2 rRNA genes are annotated in these 4,893 nt (G+C 51.7%); both read right to left on the bottom strand.

Going from position 1 to position 4,893, the window contains the following annotated elements:
* Positions 1-81: 81 nt before the first annotated feature.
* Positions 82-2,976 (bottom strand): 23S ribosomal RNA (locus tag F7R24_RS14490).
* Positions 2,977-3,231: 255 nt separating this feature from the next.
* Positions 3,232-4,768, bottom strand: a 16S ribosomal RNA gene (locus F7R24_RS14495).
* The 16S and 23S rRNA genes sit together here, the layout of an rRNA operon.
* Between the last annotated feature and the right edge of the window lie 125 nt (positions 4,769-4,893).

A 4,893-nucleotide genomic window follows, 5' to 3' on the forward strand; every position in this document is an offset into this window, starting at 1 on the left:
CAACCGGATGCCTTTCAGCTATCGATCTGCTTAGCTCTCTTCGCTAATTCGTTACGTTCAACCAAACGCCTTGGGCGTTATATGGTCAAGCCTCACGAGCCATTAGTACAGGTTAGCTCAACGCCTTACAACGCTTACACACCCTGCCTATCAACGTCCTGGTCTCGGACGACTCTTTAGGGGCCTCAAGGGCCCAGTGAGATCTCATCTTGAAGGGGGCTTCCCGCTTAGATGCTTTCAGCGGTTATCCCGTCCGAACGTAGCTACCCGGCAATGCCACTGGCGTGACAACCGGAACACCAGAGGTTCGTTCACTCCGGTCCTCTCGTACTAGGAGCAACTCTTCTCAAATCTCAAACGCCCACGGCAGATAGGGACCGAACTGTCTCACGACGTTCTAAACCCAGCTCGCGTACCACTTTAAATGGCGAACAGCCATACCCTTGGGACCGGCTTCAGCCCCAGGATGTGATGAGCCGACATCGAGGTGCCAAACACCGCCGTCGATGTGAACTCTTGGGCGGTATCAGCCTGTTATCCCCGGAGTACCTTTTATCCGTTGAGCGATGGCCCTTCCATGCAGAACCACCGGATCACTAGAACCTGCTTTCGCACCTGCTCGACGTGTCTGTCTCGCAGTCAAGCACCCTTCTACTCTTGCGCTCATTGGCTGATTTCCGACCAGCCTGAGGGTACCTTCGTGCTCCTCCGTTACTCTTTGGGAGGAGACCGCCCCAGTCAAACTACCCACCACACAATGTCCTCAATCCAGATAATGGATCTAAGTTAGAACCTCAAAGTTGTCAGGGTGGTATTTCAAGATCGGCTCCACGCAGACTAGCGTCCACGCTTCTAAGCCTCCCACCTATCCTACACAAACAAATTCAAAGTCCACTGTGAAGCTATAGTAAAGGTTCACGGGGTCTTTCCGTCTAGCCGCGGGGACGCTGCATCTTCACAGCGAGTTCAATTTCACTGAGTCTCGGGTGGAGACAGTGTGGCCATCGTTACGCCATTCGTGCAGGTCGGAACTTACCCGACAAGGAATTTCGCTACCTTAGGACCGTTATAGTTACGGCCGCCGTTTACCGGGGCTTCGATCAAGAGCTTCGCCGAAGCTAACCCCATCAATTAACCTTCCGGCACCGGGCAGGCGTCACACCCTATACGTCCACTTTCGTGTTTGCAGAGTGCTGTGTTTTTAATAAACAGTCGCAGCCACCTGGTATCTTCGACCGACAATCGCTTAAAGAGCAAGTCTCATCACAATCATCGGCGTGCCTTCTCCCGAAGTTACGGCACCATTTTGCCTAGTTCCTTCACCCGAGTTCTCTCAAGCGCCTGGGTATTCTCAACCTGACCACCTGTGTCGGTTTGGGGTACGGTCGTCTGTAACCTGAAGCTTAGAGGATTTTCCTGGAAGCAGGGCATCAACCACTTCACACCTAAAGGTGCTCGTCATCAGGTCTCAGCCTTAAGTGAGCGGATTTGCCTACTCACTCAGCCTACACCCTTAAACATGGATAACCATCACCATGCTGGCCTAGCCTTCTCCGTCTCCCCATCGCAGTTACAGCCGGTACGGGAATATTAGCCCGTTTCCCATCGACTACGCATTTCTGCCTCGCCTTAGGGGCCGACTCACCCTACCCTGATTAACATTGGATAGGAAACCTTGGTCTTCCGGCGGACGAGTTTTTCACTCGTCTTATCGTTACTTATGTCAGCATTCGCACTTGTGATACCTCCACGGTGCCTCCCGGCTTCCGCTTCAACGGCTTACACAACGCTCCTCTACCATGCCAAAAACAAGTCTTGGCATCCACAGCTTCGGTACTAGATTTGAGCCCCGTTATATCTTCCGCGCAGGCCGACTCGACTAGTGAGCTATTACGCTTTCTTTAAAGGGTGGCTGCTTCTAAGCCAACCTCCTAGCTGTCTGAGCCTTCCCACATCGTTTCCCACTTAATCTAGATTTTGGGACCTTAGCTGGTGGTCTGGGTTGTTTCCCTTTTCACGACGGACGTTAGCACCCGCCGTGTGTCTCCCATGATTGCACTCTTGGGTATTCGGAGTTTGCATCGGGTTGGTAAGTCGGGATGACCCCCTAGCCGAAACAGTGCTCTACCCCCCAAGGTGAGACATGAGGCGCTACCTAAATAGCTTTCGAGGAGAACCAGCTATCTCCGAGCTTGATTAGCCTTTCACTCCGATCCACAGGTCATCCGCTAACTTTTCAACGGTAGTCGGTTCGGTCCTCCAGTTGATGTTACTCAACCTTCAACCTGCCCATGGATAGATCGCTCGGTTTCGGGTCTACTCCCAGCGACTAAACGCCCTATTAAGACTCGGTTTCCCTACGCCTCCCCTATTCGGTTAAGCTTGCCACTGAAAGTAAGTCGCTGACCCATTATACAAAAGGTACGCAGTCACCGTATTAAAACGGCTCCCACTGCTTGTACGTACACGGTTTCAGGGTCTATTTCACTCCCCTCACAGGGGTTCTTTTCGCCTTTCCCTCACGGTACTGGTTCACTATCGGTCAGTCAGGAGTATTTAGCCTTGGAGGATGGTCCCCCCATCTTCAGACAGGATATCACGTGTCCCGCCTTACTCGTTTTCACAGCGTATAGGTTTTCGTGTACGGGGCTTTCACCCTCTACGGCCACACTTTCCAGTGTGTTCCACTAACCACAACACCGCTTAAGGGCTGCTCCCCGTTCGCTCGCCGCTACTTAGGGAATCTCGGTTGATTTCTTTTCCTTCGGGTACTTAGATGTTTCAGTTCCCCGAGTTCGCCTCTCAAAACCTATGTATTCAGTTAAGAGATACCTAATAAATTAGGTGGGTTTCCCCATTCGGACATGTGCGGATCAAAGCTCGTTTGCCAGCTCCCCGCACCTTTTCGCAAGCTACTACGTCCTTCATCGCCTCTGACTGCCAAGGCATCCACCGTGCACGCTTATTCACTTGACCATATAACCCGAAGGCGTCTGTTCAATTAAATCGTAACGATCGATTTCGCCGGTTGGCGCTTGTATTTCTACAAGACAATCTATTTCTTTCAGTTCGAATTGTTAAAGAGCGTTTAAAGCATTAGATGCTTTAAGTCATGCCTTATTTATTAAAAAAAGATCGTCGATCTTTCCAATAAGGCATTGCTTAAAACACAAGGCTCTAACTTCTAATCAGGTAATGCGTGTGGACACTTGAACAGGCCAAGCTATCGTTTAAGGAGGTGATCCAGCCCCAGGTTCCCCTAGGGCTACCTTGTTACGACTTCACCCCAGTCATGAATCACACCGTGGTAACCGTCCCCCTTGCGGTTAGACTAGCTACTTCTGGTGCAACCCACTCCCATGGTGTGACGGGCGGTGTGTACAAGGCCCGGGAACGTATTCACCGCGACATTCTGATTCGCGATTACTAGCGATTCCGACTTCACGCAGTCGAGTTGCAGACTGCGATCCGGACTACGACCGGTTTTCTGAGATTTGCTCCACCTCGCGGTCTCGCGGCCCTCTGTACCGGCCATTGTAGCACGTGTGTAGCCCTACTCGTAAGGGCCATGATGACTTGACGTCGTCCCCACCTTCCTCCGGTTTGTCACCGGCAGTCTCCTTAAAGTTCCCGGCATTACCCGCTGGCAAGTAAGGACAAGGGTTGCGCTCGTTACGGGACTTAACCCAACATTTCACAACACGAGCTGACGACAGCCATGCAGCACCTGTCTCACGGTTCCCGAAGGCACAACCGCATCTCTGCAGTCTTCCGTGGATGTCAAGAGTAGGTAAGGTTCTTCGCGTTGCGTCGAATTAAACCACATGCTCCACCGCTTGTGCGGGCCCCCGTCAATTCATTTGAGTTTTAATCTTGCGACCGTACTCCCCAGGCGGTCAACTTATCGCGTTAGCTGCGCCACTAAGACAGCAAGTGTCCCAACGGCTAGTTGACATCGTTTACAGCGTGGACTACCAGGGTATCTAATCCTGTTTGCTCCCCACGCTTTCGCACCTCAGTGTCAGTATCAGTCCAGAGAGTCGCCTTCGCCACTGGTGTTCCTTCCTATATCTACGCATTTCACCGCTACACAGGAAATTCCACTCCCCTCTACTGTACTCTAGCCTAGCAGTATCAGGTGCAATTCCTAGGTTGAGCCCAGGGCTTTCACATCTGACTGACTAAACCACCTACGCGCGCTTTACGCCCAGTAATTCCGATTAACGCTTGCACCCTCCGTATTACCGCGGCTGCTGGCACGGAGTTAGCCGGTGCTTCTTCTGTGGCTAACGTCAATGTAAGCAGGTATTAACTGCTTACCCTTCCTCACCACTGAAAGTGCTTTACAACCCGAAGGCCTTCTTCACACACGCGGCATGGCTGGATCAGGGTTGCCCCCATTGTCCAATATTCCCCACTGCTGCCTCCCGTAGGAGTCTGGGCCGTGTCTCAGTCCCAGTGTGGCTGATCATCCTCTCAGACCAGCTAAGGATCGTCGCCTTGGTAGGCCTTTACCCTACCAACTAGCTAATCCTACGCAGGCTCATCTGATAGCGAAAGGTCCTAAGAGCCCCTCCTTTCCCCCGTAGGGCGTATGCGGTATTAGCTTGAGTTTCCCCAAGTTGTCCCCCACTACCAGGTAGATTCCCACGCGTTACTCACCCGTCCGCCGCTCTCAAAAGTAGCAAGCTACTTTCTACCGCTCGACTTGCATGTGTTAGGCCTGCCGCCAGCGTTCAATCTGAGCCATGATCAAACTCTTCAGTTTAAAAAACTGTCGATAACATCTCATCAGCCTAAGCCAACAAGCGCCATCTAATTCATGCTCAAGAACTTACATCTACATCTAAATGAATTCACATATAGGTTGCTTATTCTCGATTAAGCTTTAAT

The organism is Nitrincola schmidtii (genome assembly GCF_008973715.1).
GTDB classification, from domain to species: Bacteria; Pseudomonadota; Gammaproteobacteria; order Pseudomonadales; family Balneatricaceae; genus Nitrincola; species Nitrincola schmidtii.